Source organism: Paenibacillus sp. Soil724D2 (assembly GCF_001427935.1).
Lineage (GTDB): Bacteria > Bacillota > Bacilli > Paenibacillales > NBRC-103111 > Paenibacillus_E.
The window spans coordinates 133,707-155,326 of the sequence record NZ_LMRY01000002.1 but is presented as its reverse complement, the minus strand read 5'-3'; the positions used below and the strand labels follow the sequence as shown (position 1 = coordinate 155,326).

General features: G+C 42.5%; 18 protein-coding genes. 14 read left to right on the top strand and 4 right to left on the bottom strand.

Annotated elements, in window-relative coordinates; all coding sequences use genetic code 11:
- Positions 1-4: 4 nt before the first annotated feature.
- From ASG85_RS04645 to ASG85_RS04630, 5 genes are all read left to right on the top strand, one after another.
- Entirely contained in the window at positions 5-1,228 is a 1,224-nt protein-coding gene (locus ASG85_RS04645) for a S1C family serine protease (RefSeq protein WP_060645505.1), read from the top strand.
- 178 nt (positions 1,229-1,406) lie between these two features.
- Positions 1,407-1,574: a CxxH/CxxC protein gene (locus tag ASG85_RS36595; RefSeq protein ID WP_063860151.1), complete on the top strand. Its 168-nt coding sequence runs from the start codon at positions 1,407-1,409 to the stop codon at positions 1,572-1,574.
- Between the two features lie 280 nt (positions 1,575-1,854).
- The gene (gene rlmH, locus ASG85_RS04640; protein WP_057303636.1) at positions 1,855-2,334 is read left to right on the top strand and encodes a 23S rRNA (pseudouridine(1915)-N(3))-methyltransferase RlmH; all 480 of its coding nucleotides are present in this window, start codon (positions 1,855-1,857) and stop codon (positions 2,332-2,334) included.
- A 145-nt stretch (positions 2,335-2,479) separates the two neighbouring features.
- A complete protein-coding gene (locus ASG85_RS04635) occupies positions 2,480-2,941 on the top strand; it encodes a hypothetical protein (protein ID WP_060645504.1) in 462 nt (153 codons plus the stop codon).
- Between the two features lie 284 nt (positions 2,942-3,225).
- Positions 3,226-4,617: an amino acid permease gene (locus ASG85_RS04630; protein WP_060645503.1), complete on the top strand. Its 1,392-nt coding sequence runs from the start codon at positions 3,226-3,228 to the stop codon at positions 4,615-4,617.
- A gap of 143 nt (positions 4,618-4,760) precedes the next feature.
- Here ASG85_RS04630 and ASG85_RS04625 read toward each other — a convergent pair whose 3' ends face one another.
- Positions 4,761-5,603, bottom strand: a complete 843-nt coding sequence (locus ASG85_RS04625; RefSeq protein WP_060645502.1) for a YhfC family intramembrane metalloprotease — start codon at positions 5,601-5,603, stop codon at positions 4,761-4,763.
- 294 nt (positions 5,604-5,897) lie between these two features.
- Here ASG85_RS04625 and ASG85_RS04620 point away from each other — a divergent pair, with 294 nt between their 5' ends.
- The 3 genes from ASG85_RS04620 to ASG85_RS04605 all read left to right on the top strand — a co-directional run bounded on the left by ASG85_RS04620 (position 5,898) and on the right by ASG85_RS04605 (position 10,796).
- The gene (locus tag ASG85_RS04620; protein WP_060645501.1) at positions 5,898-6,539 is read left to right on the top strand and encodes a MarC family protein; all 642 of its coding nucleotides are present in this window, start codon (positions 5,898-5,900) and stop codon (positions 6,537-6,539) included.
- 313 nt (positions 6,540-6,852) lie between these two features.
- Positions 6,853-7,869, top strand: coding sequence for an SDR family oxidoreductase (locus ASG85_RS04615; RefSeq protein ID WP_060645500.1), 1,017 nt, complete (start codon positions 6,853-6,855; stop codon positions 7,867-7,869).
- A gap of 497 nt (positions 7,870-8,366) precedes the next feature.
- Complete coding sequence (locus ASG85_RS04605; RefSeq protein WP_235550063.1) at positions 8,367-10,796, top strand: EAL domain-containing protein; 2,430 nt, start codon at positions 8,367-8,369, stop codon at positions 10,794-10,796.
- Positions 10,797-10,892: 96 nt separating this feature from the next.
- Here the strand turns inward: ASG85_RS04605 and ASG85_RS39700 are convergent, their stop codons facing one another.
- From ASG85_RS39700 to ASG85_RS04590, 3 genes are all read right to left on the bottom strand, one after another.
- A complete protein-coding gene (locus ASG85_RS39700; protein WP_060645498.1) occupies positions 10,893-12,632 on the bottom strand; it encodes a glycine betaine ABC transporter substrate-binding protein in 1,740 nt (579 codons plus the stop codon).
- On the bottom strand, positions 12,632-13,834 hold the full coding sequence (locus ASG85_RS04595) for a quaternary amine ABC transporter ATP-binding protein (protein ID WP_057303628.1): 1,203 nt from the start codon (positions 13,832-13,834) through the stop codon (positions 12,632-12,634). The genes ASG85_RS39700 and ASG85_RS04595 overlap by 1 nt, the downstream gene beginning before the upstream one ends.
- A gap of 332 nt (positions 13,835-14,166) precedes the next feature.
- Positions 14,167-14,721, bottom strand: coding sequence for a DUF3231 family protein (locus ASG85_RS04590; RefSeq protein ID WP_060645497.1), 555 nt, complete (start codon positions 14,719-14,721; stop codon positions 14,167-14,169).
- A 101-nt stretch (positions 14,722-14,822) separates the two neighbouring features.
- On the opposite strand from ASG85_RS04590, the gene ASG85_RS04585 reads away from it, so the two are divergent.
- The 6 genes from ASG85_RS04585 (at position 14,823) to ASG85_RS04560 (ending at position 21,581) form a co-directional block, all read left to right on the top strand.
- Positions 14,823-15,530, top strand: coding sequence for a response regulator transcription factor (locus ASG85_RS04585; RefSeq protein ID WP_060645496.1), 708 nt, complete (start codon positions 14,823-14,825; stop codon positions 15,528-15,530).
- Entirely contained in the window at positions 15,527-16,528 is a 1,002-nt protein-coding gene (locus ASG85_RS04580) for a sensor histidine kinase (RefSeq protein ID WP_060645495.1), read from the top strand. Before ASG85_RS04585 ends, ASG85_RS04580 begins: the two co-directional genes overlap by 4 nt.
- Positions 16,529-16,620: 92 nt before the next feature.
- Positions 16,621-17,385 (top strand): ABC transporter ATP-binding protein, encoded by a 765-nt coding sequence (locus ASG85_RS04575; protein ID WP_057303624.1) that lies wholly within the window; start codon positions 16,621-16,623, stop codon positions 17,383-17,385.
- Positions 17,360-19,243: an ABC transporter permease gene (locus tag ASG85_RS04570; RefSeq protein WP_060645494.1), complete on the top strand. Its 1,884-nt coding sequence runs from the start codon at positions 17,360-17,362 to the stop codon at positions 19,241-19,243. Before ASG85_RS04575 ends, ASG85_RS04570 begins: the two co-directional genes overlap by 26 nt.
- A gap of 156 nt (positions 19,244-19,399) precedes the next feature.
- Positions 19,400-20,713 (top strand): ATP-binding protein, encoded by a 1,314-nt coding sequence (locus tag ASG85_RS04565; protein ID WP_060645493.1) that lies wholly within the window; start codon positions 19,400-19,402, stop codon positions 20,711-20,713.
- Positions 20,688-21,581: a response regulator gene (locus ASG85_RS04560; protein WP_060645492.1), complete on the top strand. Its 894-nt coding sequence runs from the start codon at positions 20,688-20,690 to the stop codon at positions 21,579-21,581. The genes ASG85_RS04565 and ASG85_RS04560 overlap by 26 nt, the downstream gene beginning before the upstream one ends.
- Positions 21,582-21,620 lie beyond the last annotated feature (39 nt).

Sequence of the window (21,620 nt, the reverse complement as noted above, 5' to 3'; positions counted from 1 at the left end):
CGATATGAGTTTGTTTGATGATGATTTTTATTCCACCAAAAGGTCCAAACTGCGCCAGGATACTTGGCGTCCCAAAGGGACAGGGGCATTCACAAGCTTCGCGGGTCGAAGACGGAATGTGGCCCTCATTGCTGGAGTTGGCGGAGCGTTAGCCATGCTTTTGCTGGTCGGAGTAGTAGGCGGCTTCGGGAAAAGTGAACCATCTGGGGCTGCGCTAGCGATACCGGCTTCTGCGGCAAAAGCCGAGGCGCATCCGATGAACAGCAACGATTCAGTCGTAGCGGCAACGGAGAAAATAAAGCCTGCTGTGGTCAGCGTTATTTCCTCGAAGAAAGATGATAAAGGGCAAGAGACCGGGCTGGGGATCGGCTCGGGTGTTATTTTTGCAAGGAATGGTGATAAAGTTCGAATTGTGACGAATAGTCACGTTGTTGAGAACGGGAACCAGTTCGAAATGGTTAATTTCCAAGGGGAGCATCGCAAAGCAACTCTTATTGGCCGTGATCGAATTACGGATCTGGCTGTACTGGAAGCAGATGGAAAAGACATCAAAGTGCTTGCAGAATTCGGTGACTCTGAAACGCTGCGAGCAGGAGAGATGGCGATAGCCGTTGGCAACCCACTTGGACTCGGATTTTCACCAACCGTTACTCAAGGTATCATTTCTTCGCCAAAACGAACGATACCGGTTTCGCTGTCACGTGAAGGCACGGATTACGACTGGGAGATGGACGTTATCCAAACGGATGCGGCTATCAACCAAGGGAACAGCGGTGGACCGTTGGTGAATATCGAGGGCAGGGTAGTCGGAATCAATTCCATGAAGATATCGGATACGGGCGTGGAAGGATTAGGTTTTGCCATTCCTATTAATAGTGTGAAGCCGATTATTGAGAGCTTGATCAAGGATCATAAGGTGAAAAGACCGTTGATGGGTGTTTCGACGCAGGAACTGCAAGCTTTTAAAGGGACTGATGTATTAAAGCTGCCTGCAGATGTTAAGACTGGAGTTATCGTCTTCGATGTGTCAGGACCTGCCAAAGAAGCGGGCCTCAAAGCGCAGGATGTCATTGTTCAATTGGATGACCGCAAGATTGACAGTACAATCTCGCTGCGGAAATATTTGTACTATGAGAAGAAGATTGGCGATAAGGTCAACGTGGTGTATTACCGCAGCGGTAAGAAGTTGACGGCGGTGGTTACGTTGGTTGAAGCGATGGATAAGTGATAAAAGATGAGTAATGAATAATAAGTTGATGAGTGATAGTGATAGTGATAGTGATAAGTGATAAGTGATAAGTGAAGAGTGATAGTGATAAATGATGAATGATGAATGATAAGTGATATTTGAAGAGATATAGGATAAGCGTGGATAGAAAGAAACATTGCGGATGAGAGGTACTTGCATGCATGTAGTTTGTAAAGATCATGTGGAAATCGCGATTGATGAGTTTGTTGATGAGTATGAGGAGGCTCCAGACATTGTGGATCTGCAGAAGACCCACTTCGCTAGCTGGGAGCCACCGACGCACTGCGAGCATTGCAAGGAGTTAGCGCGATTTCTAGTTGTATGAGGGAGGCGGAGGCCTTCCTTTTTTGTTTGGGTTGGGAGGAAAGTAGAAATACCTTTAATGCATGAATTTGATTGGATGATATCCAATGATGTCTCACGACATCGGTGGTTGGGGTTAGTTCCATTGGATTTATACAGTGGAATGGGTGGAAAATAGCACAGAAGACTTGGTTTCGGAGCATTCTGTTGGATTAACTCCAATGAAAGCAGCAAACAAGGTGAATGAGCTCGATTTGATTGTATTTTATCCAATGTAGCAAATGAGGGGGAGATTGTCGGTTATGCATATACAGATATTAACCGTTGGGAAATTGAAGGAGCGCTATCTCGTGGACGGGATCGCGGAGTATGTGAAGCGCCTTGGGCCGTATGCCAAGGTGCAGATGATAGAGGTGCCGGATGAGAAGGCACCCGAGAACATGAGCCCTGCTGAGGAGCAGCAGGTGCGTGTGAAGGAGGGCGAGCGGCTGTTGGCCAAGCTCGCTGCAGACGTGTACGTCGTGGCGCTGGCCATCGACGGCGAAATGTGGACGAGCGAGCAGCTGGCAGGCTCGCTCGACAAGCTGGCCACCTACGGGCGGAGCCAGGTGGCCTTCGTGATCGGCGGCTCGCTGGGGCTATCGAGCGAGCTGCTGCGCCGTGCGGATATGCGGCTGTCTTTTGGCCGCATGACGCTGCCGCACCAGCTGATGCGGCTGGTGCTGGTGGAGCAGATTTATCGCGCGATGCGGATAAATCGGGGAGAGCCTTATCATAAATGATGCAAATTTTATTGGGGGAAGCAACGGGATTTATTATATCCCAAACGTGAACGTTTATATTGAATTATTTTTTGGTATAATATTTGGTAGATAAAGAAGATTATATTTCTGTTTAGAAAATAGTGAGAGAAAACGAGGGATGGAAATGTCGTATATCGTTGATTTTAAAAATGTATCTACGGTTGGTCTAGAGTCTTCACCTGTAGCAGAAGCGCTTGCTGGTTTACGTGCTAATGAAGCCCGTTACTTTATGAACAAATACGAGCATGAATTTACGGTTGTACCAGCTAGCGAAAGTCAGGAGAGCCTTGATTATGTGAACCGAATTTTGAAAGAACGTGATATTGCGTTTGCAGCCAAACCTTTAGAAACGTCGCGTTTTCAAGTGGAAAATATCCAATTTACCTACGTCTTTTATGAGGATGGTCTTGCGATCAATGTCATGTATACGGTTGATGACCCTAAGAAGCGGGCCGTTGGTTTTAAGCTTTCTGAGGGGATGGAGGTACCAGCGGAGTTAGAAGGGAAGTTTAAGTTTGCTAGGCAGAAGTCTAAACTAGCTGGTACAATTCGGGGCTCGTTTTTCGTAATTAAAGGACAATATTAAGTACGACTAAGCGATCAACTACTAAGGGCATCCCAAAGGGGTGCTCTTAAATTTCGTCTACTAATTTAATACAATTGTTTTCATCAGAAAAAAATATTACAATATACTTCGTCAGTGAAGTAACATAGGTTAGACGATAATCTTTCTAGCAACTAAGTATGTTTATTAAGAAGCATAATGATGTGGAGAGCGCTTACACATTAATCGGTAGATCTTCATCATTGTGGGCATTTCAGTTTGTCCAAAATAACAGCTAAGAGCAGCAGAGAGAAAGAGGGACTGAAGTGAAAAACAAAGAATTGAAGAGGGGTCTCGAAGCACGTCATATTCAGATGATTGCTTTGGGCGGTACAATCGGTGTTGGGCTATTTATGGGTTCCGCAAGTACCATAAAATGGACGGGGCCATCCGTTATGATTGCGTATGCAATTGTAGGGATTTTTATATTTTTTATCATGCGTGCAATGGGGGAAATGCAGTACGTAGAACCGAGCACAGGGTCATTTGCGACCTTTGGCTATAAGTACATTCATCCTTTGGCAGGTTATACGACGGCTTGGAGCAACTGGTTCCAGTGGGTCGTTGTCGGGATGGCGGAAATCATTGCTGTTGGGACATACATGAAGTACTGGTTTCCGGATTTACCTGCTTGGATACCAGGAATTATCGCAATGGTGATTCTCGGTGCAGCCAACCTTTTCTCTGTTAAATCATTCGGTGAATTTGAGTTTTGGTTTTCCATGATTAAAGTCGTAACCATTGTTTTGATGATTGTTGCAGGGATTGGTGTGATTTTCTTTGGGATTGGCAACGGAGGCAATGCTATCGGGTTATCTAATCTGTGGCGACATGGGGGCTTCTTTACCGGTGGTTGGTCAGGCTTTTTCTTTGCACTCTCGCTGGTGATTGGGGCTTATCAAGGCGTTGAACTTATCGGGATTACTGCGGGCGAGGCCAAAAACCCACAAAAAACGTTAATGAGTGCGACTCAAAGTATTATTTGGCGTATTTTGATCTTCTATATCGGTGCGATTTTTGTGATTGTAACAGTTTACCCTTGGAATCAATTACAGGCAATCGGCAGCCCATTCGTGGCAACGTTTGCGAAAATTGGAATTACCGCAGCCGCGGGGATCATTAACTTTGTCGTCATCACGTCTGCCATGTCAGGTTGTAATAGTGGGATTTATAGCGCAGGGCGCATGCTGTATACATTAGGAGTAAATGGACAGGCACCGAAAATATTTACGAAGCTATCTCATAACGGCGTGCCCTTGCTGGGAACGATTGGTGTGCTTGTGGGATTGGGCATTGGTGTGATTTTAAGCTATATTTCACCGGAAAATCTGTTTGTCCATGTGTATAGCGCCAGCGTACTTCCCGGTATGGTACCGTGGTTTGTTATTCTGATCAGTCAAATGAAATTCAGAAAAGTAAAGGCAGCTGAATTGGATAATCATCCGTTCAAAATGCCTCTCGCCCCAGTGACAAACTATGTAACCATTGCCTTTTTGCTTATGGTATTGGTCGGTATGTGGATTAATGATGATACACGCATCTCCCTTATTAGCGGGATTGTTTTCTTAGGTATTGTTGTGATTAGTTTTTACGTTTTCGGAGTTGGCAAGGCTGTTCCAGTGAGTGCTCAAACTGGTGACGAAATACGAACAGATTGATCAATAAGCGGATGCCCATAGACTGGACACTTAAAAAAAGTGTTTCGTCTATGGGTCTCTTTTTGTATACGGATGTAAGCAGCGAGGGGATGTCGGACTATCTCACTCCCGAAAAGGTCTCTGACGCACATTAAGTTGTGCTCTCAACCATACAGTTTTTTATCCGGATAGTCACCCTGTCTTATTTCTGAAGAAGGTACCAATTTTGCAAACCATTCCTTTGATTTCACAATCACAATGACAGCACCGAAACCCCATACCCATACTATACATTCGACTACCCACAACGGTAAAACTTTACCTTGATACAAGCCCGCAAAAAAATCGATTAGAGCATGAAGTATAACAGCATAAAGTAAATACACGGCCTTTCGTGTTCGAATCCCGTACAAAACAGTTAATGAAAGTGCAATTTGGATACATATCGCGGGGATGCGCTCGAACGCGCCCAACCAATATTCACTCTGCGGTGTATGGATCAATCGGTCTTTGAGGCCCTGGAAAAGAGTAATTTGCTCGGATGGTGTTTGGGTGCCAAAAGCTTGCTCGAAGGTTCCAGAGTTAATCATTGTTGCTAATGCGATTCCTAGTATGCCTGTACCTACGCCTATTATCAATACCTCAATACCGCCATGACCTATACCTACAGCAATGCCGTCTTTGCGCTCTTGACGCTTTTTTAATAGAAACGAGAAGCCAAGCCAACGTCCCACGTTTTCAAATATACCCGCGGCTAAACCGCCGTATATGGCTACCATCCACGGATTTTTTAGCCACTCTGCCGTTGTTTGGTTACCTGAAAACATATAGACATGCAGCACCTGCTCTAATAACTGCGAGAAAACGATGAAGATAAGGATTCCTACACCGACAGCACGGTAAGAAATCTTAAGCGTACTGCGGTAATAAATGAGCAGAGAGAAAGAAATTACAATTCCTAGAATAACCTGAATGATCATAGCCATGATTGAACCTTGACTCACCATTTGGCTTCACTCCTTATTCTTTTTGATCAAAGCAGTTGTTCGTTCATCATCTTGCGGCAGTTCCCTATTTAATGATATTACAATGATATCACATTTGGAAAATTATACAATTTCTTTTGAGGAAAACGAATACTAGAAAATAGTCCTCATGTTGAAGTACAAGCAATGGTTACATTCACTCCTGCATGCTCTAATACTTCCTGTGGCTGAAATAATTCGTCCTTATTAAACCGTTATAGGGGTATAATACGTAATGCTTGTCTATTCATACATTAATAAGTCAGGAGATACAACATGGATCTTTACACATCATTTTTATTGCTAAGTCTCACTTCATTTTTCACACTTATTAATCCACTTGCCATCATGCCAATCTTTATGTCGATGACAGCCGATCTGGAAGCTCAGAAGAAAGTCTATACCGCTCGTAAAGCCGTGATTGTTTCATTTTTTACATTACTTATTTTTTCAACTACAGGCGAATGGGTATTTCACTTTTTTAACATTTCAATTAACAGTTTAAAGATTGTCGGTGGGGTTATCTTCATTTTAATGGGACAGGATATGCTTCAGGCACGACTTGTTCGTACAAAGGTTGATAAAGCGGATGTCGATACATATGTAAATGATATTTCCATAACTCCGTTGGCTATTCCAATGATTTGTGGTCCTGGTGCAATTACGAATGGCATTGTTCTTATGGAATCTACGACAAATTTTATAGAAAAGATTATATTAATCGTTGTCATTGCGGTTGTACTGTTGCTTACATTCATTGTTCTTGTTCATTCAACGGCTATTTATCGATGGATTGGGCCAACAGGCAATAATGTGCTAATGCGTTTAATGGGGCTCATTGTTATGGTGATTGCCATTGAGTTTATGGTCAGTGGTGTTACGCCGATTATCCGGCAAATTTTGAAGATTTCGCCCTAGCGATGTCACGTGTTTTATGAAGCAGAATAACCCCCAATTAAGGGGGCTGAAGGTAGAATTATTATAATGATCCTGCTTCCCTTGCAGTATAAAAGAAGGGAAGATAGGACGATGGTTTACTCGTCTCTAATCCGCATTGTATCCACGCTCATGTCCCATGGATTGAGCGCTTGCTGGGCATGTGGGTAAGATTACCACATGTCCTTTTTTCAAGGCTCTTAAGGGAGGTTTTGTAATAGCAACGTCGAATGTTTGTGTAACTAACTCTGCAAAACCGAATGGCATATATCCAAATTAACGGAGGTGGCTTTACATGAAAGCGCTATTTATCGGAGGTACAGGGACGATCAGTTCAGCAATCACCAAGCAGTTGTTAGAAAAAGGATGCGAGCTTTATCTTCTAAATAGAGGCACAAGGAATGAGGACTTGCCAGCGGGCGTAAATATTATGAAAGCTGATATTAATGATGAAGACCAAGTATCGAAGCTTATTGAGAACCTGGAGTTTGATGTCGTTGCTGATTTCATAGCATTTGAACCGGCTCAGTTGGAAAGAGATTATCGCTTATTTAAGGGTAAAACGAAACAATTTATGTTTATAAGCTCTGCCTCTACCTACCAAACGCCGTTGTCCGACTATAGAATTACAGAGGGAACCCCTTTATCAAATCCCTATTGGGAGTATTCCAGAAATAAGATTGCGTGTGAAGAATATTTAATGAGAAAGTATCGTGAGAGTGGCTTTCCGATAACGATCGTAAGACCAAGTCACACTTATAGTGAACGTTCGATTCCACTTGGTGTACATGGAAGTAAGGGTAGCTGGCAGGTTGCTAAGCGAATGCTGGAGAACAAACCCGTGATCATTCATGGAGATGGTACTTCCCTGTGGACCATGACACACAATAGTGATTTTGCTAAAGGTTTTATTGGTTTAATGGGCAATATTCATGCGATTGGTGAGTCCGTTCATATTACTTCAGATGAGACGGTTACCTGGAATCAAATTTACGAGGTCATTGCTGATGCGCTTGGAGTAAAGCTCAAAGCTGTCCATGTTTCATCTGATTTTCTGGCTGCCTGCAGTAAGGAGGATTACAGGGGCGGGTTGCTAGGAGATAAGGCTAATTCGGTCGTATTTGATAATTCAAAGCTGAAACGACTTGTTCCTGAATTTGTTGCAAGCACGCGATTTGATCAAGGGATTAGGCAAACGATCGCCTATATTTTAGCCCATCCTGAACATCAAACAGAGGATAAGGAATTTGATAGTTGGTGCGACAAGGTAATCCATGCATTAGATGATGCTTTAAGGAAAATAACTGAATAGGTCATGCCAAAGGTAGGTATCAGCCATGTATTGGTTATTTTTAATCATTATGTTGATATGCGTTCTAATTTTTATGTTCATGTTTGCACGTAAGGCTAGAGATAAAATGGAGACAAGAAAAGTAGTTCAATTATCACTTAAACAAAAAAAGAATTCGGTGAATAAACAAACTTGTAGCTTTTGTCGAAAAAAAGCCAAGCGTCTTTATTTTTATTCATCAGAAAGCGGTCAGGTACTAGGCGTATGTGATCAATGTAAACCACAAGCGGAGCGACGAGCTTTGATGAGAATATAATCAAATCTGAAGGCATTCGTTGGTGAAAATGAAGTAGTCAAAGAACAGGTCGGGAGAGTTTTTTCCTGGCCTGTTCTTTTATGTTCCTTTCATAAAGTTAGAATTATTCAAGCAGGGAATAGAAGGAAACTAGGCGAATATAATAGTCGAATATAATTGAATATTGTCGTTTTCTGAGACAAATAAGGAGATTTAAATATTCATGATGGAGACACTCTCAAACACCTATGACTTCCCCTTAGTCCTTCTTTCTATAATTATCGCAATAATTGCTTCGTTTGCTGCATTGGATCTAGGAATCCGTATACATAAAGCAAAAGGCAATGCACGTTACATATGGTTATCTGGCGGAGCCTTTGCTATGGGGATGGGCATTTGGTCTATGCATTTTATAGCTATGCTTGCGTTCCATTTGTCTATTCCGGTTACCTACAATGTAACGTTGGTCATTGTTTCGATTATTCCTGCAATTTTATCGTCGGGGCTAGCACTATATATTATAAGCCAACCTTCTTTGAGCAAATTCCAAGTTATCACGGGTGCCCTTTTCATTGGGACTGGAATTGTTTCTATGCATTATATCGGTATGGAAGCCATGGTTATGGAAGCAGCAATTACGTATAATCGTTTTCTATGGGCTCTTTCAGCCATCATCGCTATTGTCGTATCATTAGTAGCGTTGCTTCTACTATTTTTGGCGAAAGAAAACTCGAATAAACCGGGTTTTGGGTGGAGAAAAGCAAGAAGTGCCCTCATTATGGGGGTAGCTATATCGGGTATGCATTTCACGGGGATGTCGGCAGCATCGTTCAAACACGATCATCAACATATCAGCATGTCGGGATCATCGTTCGATAATACCCTTCTAGCGTATTCGATTGGAATTGGTATGCTGATCATTTTGGGATTGGTGTTTATCAGTACTTTTGTTGAAAATCGGTTTGAGTCGCAATCTTTAGGTTCAGAAAGAAAATTCCGTTCCGTGATCGAGTCCGCTAACGATGCCATTATTTTAGCCGACAGCAAGGGTATCATTATTTCATGGAACACCGGAGCCCAGCTCATTTTTGGGTATCAAGAAAAAGATGTTTTAGGTAAAATGCTACAAATCATAATACCTGAACGATACAGAGAAGCTCATAAAAAAGGAATGGAACGTTACCTTTCCACAGGTAAACCTCACGTTATTGGGAAAACCGTCGAATTACAAGGGCTGAGAGAAGACGGAAGTGAATTTCCAATCGAACTTTCTATTGCTGATTGGGTAGAGGATGGAAACACCTACTTCAGCAGCATCATTCGAGATATTACGGAACGCAAAAAAGCCGAAGAGAAAATCAACCAAATGGTATATCTTGATTCTTTGACGGGACTACCGAATCGACGCTTACTCAATGATCGCCTCACGCAAGCGTTGGATCAGGCAAGTGAAAATAAACAGATCATAGGGATTATGTTTATCGATTTGGATCGATTCAAATATATCAACGACACATTAGGACATGCCATGGGTGATCGTTTATTGATTGAGGTTGCCAAGCGACTTCGAGACTGTATGGGTAAAATGGATACCGTTTCACGCCAAGGTGGAGATGAGTTCATTGTGCTTCTCCCCAATACAACTTCTGATGAGATTACGAAAAAAGCCCAAAATATAGTCAACTTATTCACGCGATCGGTTGTGTTAAGCGATCACGAGATGTTTGTAACCCCATCGATTGGGATCAGTTTGTATCCATCCGATGGCAGGGATATAGAGACCTTGATCAAGAACGCGGATACAGCGATGTACCGCGTAAAAGAGCAAGGTAAAAACAATTTCCAGTTTTATACACCCGATATGAATGAAGCGGTATCTCAAAAAATGAAGCTAGAGATGGGACTCCGCAAAGGTTTGGAACGCGGTGAGTTTAAAGTTTATTATCAACCGCAGATTGATGTCATTTCTGGTAAGGTAATTGGTGTAGAAGCTTTGATCCGCTGGCAGCATCCGGAGTGGGGAAATATCCCTCCCGATGAGTTTATCCCTTTAGCGGAGGAAACTGGATTAATCATTCCAATAGGCGAATGGGTGCTTTATGAGGCATGCCACCAGAATAAAATTTGGCAAAATGCAGGTTATCCTCCTTTACGCATCGCTGTAAATATTTCTTCCCGTCAATTTCAGCAAAATAATTTAGTTGAGATCGTCAGTAAAACTTTAAAAGAAACGGAACTTGACCCTCAATATCTTGAGCTTGAACTAACAGAAAGCATCATCCAAGATTCGAAGTATGCAATTACGACAATGCAAAAACTAAAAGCCATGGGTATTCATCTATCCATTGACGATTTTGGAACAGGCTATTCCTCTTTAAGCTATTTGAAGCTTTTCCCCATCGACAGCTTAAAAATCGATCGCTCTTTTACAAGTAATATTTTTGAGGATTCAAAGGATGCGGCACTTGTTCATACCATTATCGATATGGCGCACAATCTGGATTTAAAAGTGATTGCGGAGGGTGTTGAAACGCAGGAGCAGTTACATTTCCTTAGGCAGAGACAATGTAACGAGGCACAAGGATACTTTTTTAGCCGACCTGTATCCGGTGAAGAACTATCCATATTCCTAAAGAAGCATTCGTCATCATAGAACAAATAGTGTGGTGAACATTTGAGAAGGTGACACTCGAACAAAAAGACTGGACAAGTATATACTTATCCAGTCTTTTTGTTTATGCCGTACTCGTTATTTTTTAACCAGATCCTCAATGGAAGTAAGGTTCATATATTTCGGTACGACTAGACCGAGCTTGGTTCCAATCAGATTGGGTCCCAAGTCCTCGAATTTACCTTTAAACTTCTCATAATAGTCTTTATGCGTGGTTGGCAGCCAAGCTGCCACCATGGCGTCCGCGTCCCCGCTAGCGATACCCGCCCACATGGGTCCTGCCTCCACCTGAAGCATATCTACTTGGTATCCCAACTTGCTCTCCAGTACGTATTTAACCACATTTGTACTCGCAATTTCGGAGTCCCATGCTACATAGGCAAGTTTTAACTTCTTCCCTTCCACTTTTGGAATACCGTTAATCCATGCATTCACTTTATCCGGGTTAGTCTCCACCCACTGCGAAGCGGATTCCTCCGGTTTCTGGCCGTCTTTGATTTTCGCCATCACCTGCTCCATATCAGCAGATTTCCACTGAAAATTATCGAGGAATTGGTAGGCCGAAGGCTGATCGGTTTGCAAATGGAGACGTACAATTGAGTGAATCTCTTCATCTCCGCCGAATACGTTCTTCGGATCAGCCAAATATTTTAGATCGTACTTAGAGAACATCCAGTGAGGTGTCCAGCCGGTCACAATGATGGGCTTGCCTTCCTTATAAGCTCTATCAAGGGCAGCTGTCATAGCCGTACTAGATCCTTCAATTAGCTTCCAAGAGGTAAGATTATAGGCCTTAAGCGCTTTTTCAGAAGCATTCATTAAGCCGGAACCGGGGTCAATGCCAATAATGCTGTAACCCACCTGGTCTCCGACAAAAGCACTTGTCGAAACAGGGGCCTTCTTCCCAATCGCTATAAAGACAACAACGATGCAGAAAGCGGCTATGGCTGCGATTATTATTGGCTTTTTAAGTGCGAAAGACTTGTTCCCTCTTCTTTTCTTTCCAATAACGCTCTGTGTCAGTCGATCCAGCAAGATCGCCAAAACGACAACAGCAAGTCCAGCCTCAAACCCTTGTCCCGTCTTCAATTGCGTCACTGCCCGGTATACGTCTGATCCGACGCCCTGCGCTCCGATCATTGAAGCAATAACCACCATCGACAAAGACAGCATGATGGTCTGGTTAATCCCAGCTAATATAGTCGGCAATGCCAGTGGAAATTGAACTTTAAAAAGCTTCTGAGCCGGGGTTGACCCGAATGCATCCGCAGCTTCCACTAAATCGGCAGGTACCTGCAGAATACCGAGGTTCGTTAAACGAATGGTCGGCGGGATAGAGAAAATAACCGATGCAATAACGCCTGGAACCACACCAAGACCGAAAAAAGTAACCGCTGGGATGAGGTAAACAAACGCCGGCATCGTCTGCATAAAATCCAGCACCGGGGTCAGTGTACTCCTCACAGAGCGGTTTCTGGCACACCAGATTCCGAGCGGCAGCCCAAGAATGATGGAAATAAGGGCAGAGGTTAAAACCAAAGCCAATGTGTCCATCGTGGGGTCCCAGTATCCGAGATTCAGGATTAGCAGCAATCCAAGCACAGTAAATAGCGCCAGCCGCCACTTGCCGAAATAATAAGCAAGGAGCGTTAGCAGTACGATAACAACAATAGCGGGAAAGGCATGAAATAGGAAAGTAAATCCACCTACGATCCCACTAATAATGGAAGAGAAGAAGTCGAAGAGGAATGCTAAGTTAGTATTCAACCAACGGATGAAGGATTCCACCCAGCGGTCCAAAGGAATTTTAGGCATCATTAGGGGTTCACCTTCTTGTCAGTAGTATCCTGGGTGCCGGCAATGGCAGCTAGAACGGCGCCGCGAACAATAATGCCTAATAAACGTCCCTTTTCATCGACCACAGTAACTGGAATTTTGGCAGTACTAATAAGCTCGAAGCATTCATTCAAATGAATCTCAGGCGGGACGGTAGGCACATCACGAATAACGATATCCCCAATCGTTTTACCACCTTGAACAGCCATAGCGGCATCTTCTGCCGTAATGGCGCCAATGAGCCGTTTTGCTTTGTCCACAACGTACAGGTTCGATATTCCACTATCCTGCATTAACTGCAAAGCAACCCTTGGTCCGCGTTCCAGAGTGATTGTTTCTGGCCTGCGCATCACGTATGCAGCCGTTAATACTTTGGACAGATCGACATCCTCTACGAATCGCTGCACATACTTGTTCGCAGGATTCATTAATATTTCTTCCGGAGTTCCAATTTGGACAATAGAACCATCCCTCATCAGAGCGATCCTGTCACCGATTCGCAAGGCTTCATCCAAATCATGCGTAATGAAAATAATTGTTTTTTTCATTTTATCCTGAAGCTCCAGCAGTTCATCCTGCATATCCTTACGAATTAAAGGATCCAATGCGCTGAATGCCTCATCCATAAGAAGGACATCTGGATCATTCGCTAAAGCGCGCGCAAGTCCAACCCGCTGCTGCATGCCTCCGCTCAGTTGATCTGGACTGCTGTCCTCTAATCCTTTTAAACCAACAAGCTCCAGTGATTCTAGCGCCTTTTGCCGATTGGCCTGCTTGGAGCCGCCTTGAATCTCCAACCCAAACTCCACATTCTCAATGATCGTTTTGTGCGGGAACAACGCGAATTTCTGGAAAACCATGCTGATCTTTCTTCGCCTGACTTGACGAAGCTGTTCATGGTTCATCGACACAATATTCTCGCCATCAATGAGAATCGTTCCAGAGGTGGGCTCAATAAGACGATTCAATAAACGGACGAGCGTAGATTTACCGCTTCCTGACAATCCCATAATGACGAAGATTTCGCCCGCCTGAATGGTGAAATTAACCTTGTTGACACCAATGGTATGCTTCGTTTCTTCGTATATTTTCTTTTTGGACCATCCTTTATCAAGAAGGAAGAGAGCCTTCTGAGGATCTTGTCCGAATACCTTCGTCAAATTATTGACTTCAACAATGTGCATGGTTACCTCCTGTTGTTTAGTTGAAATCAGACTACCTTAAATCAGAAATTTCCTCTCCGATCAAAAAAGCCGTAGTAATAATATAAACATAAAGACAGGAATTGAAACACGAGGTCCTAAAAGGGAGAAGAAGTGCGATGGTATTTGATGTCGGGATTCTTGGAAAGGCGAAACAGGCGAGTTGTGTGCAAGTGTGGTGGGAATCTTTGATAAGCGAAGAATAACAGGGGTATTAATACTCACAGATGTGAGGTGGACTGGCGAAACGGAGCTCTAAATATTTAAGGGGCTTCCCTAAGTGTTTAAAACTTAAAAGGCGGCCCCATGAAGTGTTAAGTTGATGTTTGTTGGGAACCGGGTGGAATGTAAAACGGCGGTATTTTAATCCACCCGCGTTTCATCATTAATTGTTTTAATTTTGCCCCCAACATCACTTTTTCCGCTTGGAATTGAAGAAACATTAAGCCGAAATCGGTCCGAATCGATTCTGCATTGGCACCTGCGGCACGGAGAATCAAACTAACGATTTTAAAAGATAATTCGTTGGCAAGTACTTCATCCGTCAATTTAACGCCAAGCGGAATACTATTAGGATCTGATCGAGGCATATCTTCATGAGCAGGCGGTAAAGTTATTCCTTCCTTGAGCATGAAATCATAGAGACGTTCCCGTTGATTGTTATTGAGCTCCAAATCTTCCTTAAGTATGGCTTTCAGATCCTCATCACTCGTGGTATTTATACCCGCTTGAACAGTTACTTTGGCTACTTCAAGGCCTGCTAAGTAAATCCAACAAGCCATCACCTCTCCTACATGAAGAGGTTGGGGTTTTTCTTCATCTGTTAAAGATTTAATTGTAGTCATTGCTGCTTCCAATATGCCAACCATGATAATTCCTCCTGATATTGTCATTTATTTGGATATTGTTTACTTGGCAGTCTTTTTTATTCATACTAAAGTTGTGCCGCCAATCAGAAGGAGAGACAGATATGCAAACCATTATGATAGTAGAAGACGATCCTAAAATTGCTGAACTCTTGAAGTCTTACATAAAAAAATACGGCTATAACGTAACATCCGTAGCTGATTTTGATCACGTAATGGAGGATTTTCATAAAAACAGGCCGGATCTTGTGCTTCTCGATATCAATCTACCCAGCTATGATGGGTATTATTGGTGTCGGCAGATTCGTACGCAATCGATATGTCCTGTCCTATTTATATCAGCGCGAACAGGTGAAATGGATCAGGTCATGGCGCTGGAAAATGGCGGAGATGACTTTATTACGAAGCCGTTTCATTCGGAAATTGTGTTAGCGAAAATTCGCAGTCATCTTCGGCGTGCTTACGGGGAATATGCGGTTAAGGTTGGTGAGCGGGTATTGGAAAGAGATGGACTTAAGCTTTATCCAGAAAGGCTGGAATTCCTATTCGGTACAAAGGCTGCTTCCCTCACGAAAAAAGAAGCCGACATTATCGAATGCCTGATGGAGCGCTATCCACGCGTATCTGGCCGTGAAGATTTACTTGAGAAACTATGGGACGATCAATCGTATGTAGATGAAAATACACTCAATGTAAACATTACTCGTGTCAGGAAAAAGTTCCATGAGTTAGGCATAGAAGATGCGGTGGAAACGGTAAGGGGCGCCGGATATCGTCTGAACGTTACATGGACGAAGGCGGGAGATCAATGAAGTTATTTATCAAAGAGCATTCTCTATTGCTGGTCTTGCAGATTATTCAATTTATCACGATTCTAGGCATTTACTGGCTCGATGGATATCGCAATATGGCGCCGGCTCTTTATGCCATTTTCCTCGGATTTTTCTTTCTTGGCTGTTATCTGTTCTACCATTACTATAGCCGCCGCAGTTTCTATCAGCGCCTCAGCAACCCGCTTGAGTCATTGGATGATTCCTTCCAGAAAACGGAGCAAACCCCTGTGTCGGAAGCTTTTAATAAGCTGTTGAGAAATCAGTATAAGCATTACCAGCAACAAATCAAAACGGCAGAACATCGACAGGAAGAGCATCTGAAGTTTATGGACCAATGGGTACACCAGATGAAAACACCTCTGTCCGTCATCGAACTCACCGCACGAAATTTGGATGAACCGGATTCTTCTTATATTCGCGAAGAGACGGAACGAATGAAGACAGGGTTAAATACGATTCTGTATATGGCGCGCCTTCGAACCATTGAGCAGGATTTTCATGTCAAACCTGTCATTCTGTCCAAAATCGTGAATGAAGTGAATCAGGAAAATAAACGATTCTATATCCGTAATCAGGTGTATCCTCAACTGCAGGAGATGAAGGAAGGAATCGTCGTAGAGACGGATGAAAAATGGCTGTTTTTTATGCTCTCACAACTAGTCAATAATGCGGTGAAGTATTCAGCAGGGAAAAGCAAGAAACTAATCATTTCCCTGTACGAGAAAGATAAAGAAGCGATATTAGAGGTAACTGACTTCGGAGTAGGCATCCCGGATACCGATAAAACCCGTATTTTCAACCCTTTTTATACAGGGGAAAATGGGCGTAAATTCAGAGAATCAACGGGAATGGGGCTTTATTTAACGAAAGAAGCAGCCGAACATCTTGGGCACCGGATAGAACTTGATACGAAAGTTTCTGAAGGTACGACATTTCGAATTATTTTCGTGTCATCGCAAAACCTTACAACCGTGTAAGGAAAGTGAAAGATGAATCAATAGTTGAACTCGATCGATAGCGGTACACTAATCACAGATCGAATGATGATTATTTGAAAGGAGCTTTCATGATGCTGAAAGTGAAACAAGCAAGTAAAATTTATGAGGGGAAGATCGCCTACCGCGCTTTATCGGATATCGATTTGACCATTGAATCAGGTGAATTTGTTGGAATTATGGGTCCGTCTGGAAGCGGAAAAACAACCTTGCTCAATATGATCGCAACCATTGATGAACCGACAACTGGCGAAATCCTAATCGCTGGCCATAATCCGCATCATCTAAGCAAAAACGACTTAGCTAAATTCCGCCGGCGTGAGCTGGGATTTGTGTTTCAAGACTTTAATCTCCTACATACGTTAACCGTTGAAGAAAACATTGTCCTACCTTTGACGTTGGACGGTCAAAAAGTCAGCGAGATGAAGCAAAAGGCAAATGAAATTGCCAAGAAACTTGGGATTACCGAAATTATGAAAAAACGTACGTATGAGATATCTGGCGGGCAGGCGCAGAGGGCGGCAGTTGCCAGGGCGATGATTCATACACCTAAGCTATTGCTTGCAGATGAACCGACAGGAAATCTGGATTCAAAGGCATCTAAAGATGTTATGGAAATGCTTGAATCCATCAATCAAACCGAACAGACAACGATGATGCTCGTAACGCATGACCCTCAAGCAGCCAGTTATTGCAACAGAGTCGTCTTCATCCGAGATGGAAAGTTTTATTCCGAAATTCATCGCGGTGATAATCGTCAGGTTTTCTTCCAGAAGATTATCGATACACTCTCTTTATTGGGAGGTAACGCAAATGACCTTTCGTCAATTCGCGTTTAATAACGTCACTCGCAATAAGAGGCTATATGCGGCTTATTTTTTGAGCAGTATGTTCATGGTGATGGTATTTTTCACTTTTGCCATCTTTGCTTTCCATCCGGCGCTGAACGGAGAAGCGGTGAATTCCAAAGCAACCTTTGGTCTTAATGTGGCTTCAGGCATCATTTATGTCTTTTCTTTTTTCTTCGTTATGTATTCGATGAGCTCTTTTTTGCAGTCTCGCAAGAAAGAATTTGGGCTATTGATGATGCTAGGCATGTCCACAAGACAAATCCGTTCGATGGTATTTTGTGAAAACATGCTAATCGGATTTTTCGCAACAATAGGGGGCATAGCTCTTGGATTAGTCTTTGCAAAAGGAATTCTACTAACAGCTGAAAACGTTCTGATTATCGGAACTGAGCTGAATTTCTATATGCCATTGAAGGCAATGATCATGTCGTTTGTATCTTTCACTACTTTGTTTCTGTTCATTTCATTTGTTGTCTCTTATGTTCTGCGCAGCGGAAAGTTAATCAACCTGATTAAAGGAGATAAGAAGTCCAAAGGAGAACCAAGGGCCTCTGTTTTTTTAACCATAACAGCCATTGTATTGCTCGGGATTGGTTACTTCTTTGCTTTGATCGCGAAAGGATCCCTTGTTTTCATGGTCATGCTGCCAGTTATTATTGTGGTGATCATAGGCACCTATCTATTGTTTACCCAATTAAGTGTTTATGTGATTCGCAGTCTAAAGAACAGGGAGTCCATCTTCTGGCGGAGAACAAATATGCTTCTTCTTGCTGATCTTTCGTTTCGAATGAAGGATAATGCGCGGACATTTTTCATGGTTGCCATCATTTCGACCGTAGCATTCAGCGCCATTGGGTCACTTTATGGATTTCAATCGTTAACTACAGGTTCAACGAAATCACAAAATCCCTACACATTAACCTATACGGCAGACAAGGACAAAAGTAAGGATAAAGAAGAGAAGGATATTGCATTAATCGATGAACAGTTAGGCAGCAAGCAAATCGAGACCGTGAAGGCTCAAGCCATACTCAGTTACTTTCGAGTAAATGATCAAAAGACGACTACATTGATCACCAAGCAGTCAGATTATAATCGCTTTGCCAGCTTAATTGGAGTGGGTAAAATCAACCTACAAGACGGACAGTCGGCAGTCGTTCATTTTGAAAGAATGGGGAATAACCGAGATGATAAACAGCTGAAGCAACCTATTAAGCTTCAATCAGGTATAACCTTGCAGCCTAATGTCATCGTTAGTTCAAGAGTATTTACGGAAATGTATGATTATTATATCGTCAAAGATGATGCCTATGAGCAGCTTCCAGAATCTATTGAACAAAGAAGGTTTCATGTATGGCAGGCGAAAGGGAACCAGGAGCAGGCCGTTATTCAAGCAGGCGAAATTTTAACGAAACAGGTCGGAAGGCATGCGCTGTCTGCTGTTGATTACGAAGTATATGATTTAAATAGAACCTATGGACCGGTGCTGTTCATTGGATTGTTTATCGGAATTGTCTTTTTCGTTTCGGCTGGAAGCTTTCTATATTTCCGCCTCTATACGGATTTAGATGAAGATAAACAAAAATTTAAAGCCATAGCTAAAATGGGTTTGACTGAAACCGAATTGAAAAAAGTGCTTAACAGGCAAACAGCGATTCTTTTCTTCGCACCGATTGTAGTAGCGCTTGTCCACGGGGCTGTGGCACTTACGGCATTATCTCATATGTTTAGTTATAATTTGTTTAAAGAGTCCGCCATTGTACTATGCATCTTTGCCTCTATACAAGTTGTCTACTTTTTCATCGTTCGCTTTTTCTACACGAAACAAATTAAACTGGCCATTTAAAATTTAGCCGTCATTTGCGTGTGAGGTAAACAGCAGCATGAATGACGGCTAAACTTTTTTTCAAAAGAGGGGTCATGTATGCTAGTATAAAGCATTAGAATTTAAGTTCATGGGCAGATAAATTCAGACTTCCCTCAAGTAGGTGCGAATCGAAAGATGCAGAATTTAGTCAAAAACGAAAGATTGCAAATGATCGTAATCGCTATCGCTACGGCCACCGGCGCACAATTCAAGATAAATCCCTTTAGCAACGATTATTTTCGCATTGGACTTGGTGTGAGTATCTTTTTGTTTTTTTTACTGCTTATGCCGCATCTACCTTATGTAAAAACGGGTATCCTAACGGGGATCCTTAGCATGATCGTTCAATCTGGAGATTGGATCACTCATGTTCATTCCTATACGATCCTGGAGAGCTTACAGAATAATGCAGCAGCCGGTTGTTACTATGTTGTATTTGCATTTGGAATGAGCAAGCTTCGAAATAGATTGAACGAACTTCACCCCCTCATGTTAGGTGGATATATCACATTAATTGACTTCGTTTCTAATGAAACGGAGTTATTATTGCGTGGGGTATTCCTCGGTACGAATACCTTTTATTTTAAAGAATGGTTCCTTATAATGGTCATAGCCGTCGTGCGCAGTTATTTTGTAATCGGTCTGTACAACAGCATTGTTATTAGTCAGATGCGGTTTCTACACGCGGAGCAGGAAAAACGGATGGAGCAGATGCTGAACATCAACTCTGGTTTGTATGGAGAAGCCTTTTATTTGAAAAAAGCCATGGATACCATAGAGGGGATTACCGCGGATAGCTATGACCTCTATCGGAAATTAAATGAGGATAATCTCAAAGGCTATAGTCAGCGTACATTAGGCATTGCCCAACAAATCCATGAAGTAAAGAAGGATTCCCAACGTATTCTGGCAGGTTTACTGAAATTATTCGATAGTGAAGTTGTCGTTCACATGAGTCTTTCGGAGATCATGCACTTTGTCGTAAAGGGAAACCAAGAATATAGTGAAATGCTAAAGAAAAAGATTATCATTGAAAAAGAGCTGGAGTTTAATCAGAACACAACGCACTATGTACCTTTGCTTACGATCTTGAATAACTTAGTTGCCAATGCGGTAGAAGCTATAGTGAAAAATGGAAGTATACATATTCGGGTCTTTGAAAAAGAAGACGACGTCTATTTTATCGTCATAGATTCCGGAAAAGGAATTCCTGACCATAAGAAGGAACTTATTTTCGAACCTGGTTACACGACCAAGTACAATGAAGAAGGGATAGCAGCAACCGGAATCGGTCTTTCTCATGTACGCGATATTGTTCATTCCTTTGGGGGGAGTATCGCAGTAACATCATCGGAGAAAGCAAGCGGTACTCAGTTTGTTGTTCGTCTCCCACTAACAAGTCTAATTAAAGAGGGTAGAGTCGATGGCACTTTCAATTATGATCGTTGATGATGATGTCGTTTGCAGAAGTATGCTGCAAGATATTATTGATGAATGCGGCATTGGCGAGGTGATGGGGACGGCGGAAGGTGGAATTGAGGGGGCTCGAATGATCCTTAAATCGAAACCGGATGTCGTGTTGATTGATCTGTTGATGCCTGATCAGGATGGTATTGAGACAATCACGCAATTAAAAAACAGCGGGTATGACGGAAAATTTATTATGATTTCACAAATTGAAAATAAGGACATGGTAGGGGAAGCTTATCAAAAAGGAATCGAGTTCTTTATTCATAAGCCGATTAATCGCGTGGAAGTAGAGCACGTACTGAGCAAAGTTAATGAGCAGTGGAAATATGAGCGGTATGTTTCTGAGATCAAGCAATCTTTAGCCAAATTAGATATCGCTGGACCATCCTCTCCCCGCAAAGAGCGAAAAGTTCGTGATGTGGTGAAGACGATTCTAATGGATTTGGGAATCATCGGTGAAATTGGCAGTAAAGACATTATAGCCTTAATGGAGAATGCCATCGAACATAGAGAAGCAACGAGTTTCCCTCCTTTAAAAGAATTGTACGAGTCTGTCGCCCACACCTATAAACAAGACCAGAAAGATATTGAGAAGGAAAGTAAGGCGATTGAACAACGCATTCGACGGACGATCATGGCTGCTTTGAATAATATGGCTTCCATTGGTTTAACCGATTATAGTAATCCTAAGTTCGAGTATTATGCGCCGCTGTACTTTGATTTTCAGGATATTCGCATGAGGATGAAAGTCATGGACGAAGATCTGCAGCCCGATAAAGGAAAAGTAAACATCAAAAAGTTTTTACAGGTTTTTTATATGGAGACCCTAGAAAAATTAAATAGTTGAGTAAGGAATTCAACCTCTCAAGTCTGGAGATAGTAAGGA